Origin of the sequence: Komagataeibacter intermedius TF2 (assembly GCF_000964425.1) — a bacterium.
GTDB classification, from domain to species: domain Bacteria; phylum Pseudomonadota; class Alphaproteobacteria; order Acetobacterales; family Acetobacteraceae; genus Komagataeibacter; species Komagataeibacter intermedius.
The window spans coordinates 1-315 of record NZ_BANF01000368.1 but is presented as its reverse complement, the minus strand read 5'-3'; the positions used below and the strand labels follow the sequence as shown (position 1 = coordinate 315).

Sequence of the window (315 nt, the reverse complement as noted above, 5' to 3'; positions counted from 1 at the left end):
TTTTCAACCAGCACATTTGGGGAGATTACAACCAGCACTCACACCGGCCTGTCAGCGCGAGCGTACCGATCTGAAGATACTGGCGCATATCCGTGAACATCATGCCCTGGACAACGCTTCCTGCGGACGGCCCCGCATGACCCTGGAACTCTGGGAAGCCGGGCCTGATGTCGGGGAACGTCGTGTTGGCCGACTGATGAAGGACAACGGAATCCGGCCCGTGCGTACCCGTCGCCACAAGGTCACAACTGACAGCCAGAACCAGTCTGATATTGTGGCCAACCTTCTGGATGGCGACTTCCCTGCTGACAGGCC

At 58.7% G+C, this 315-nt stretch carries 1 protein-coding gene; it reads left to right on the top strand.

What is annotated here, in order from left to right; translation table 11 throughout:
• Nucleotides 1-315: IS3 family transposase (locus tag B7449_RS17560; protein ID WP_148431408.1), on the top strand; the 315-nt coding region annotated here is incomplete at both ends.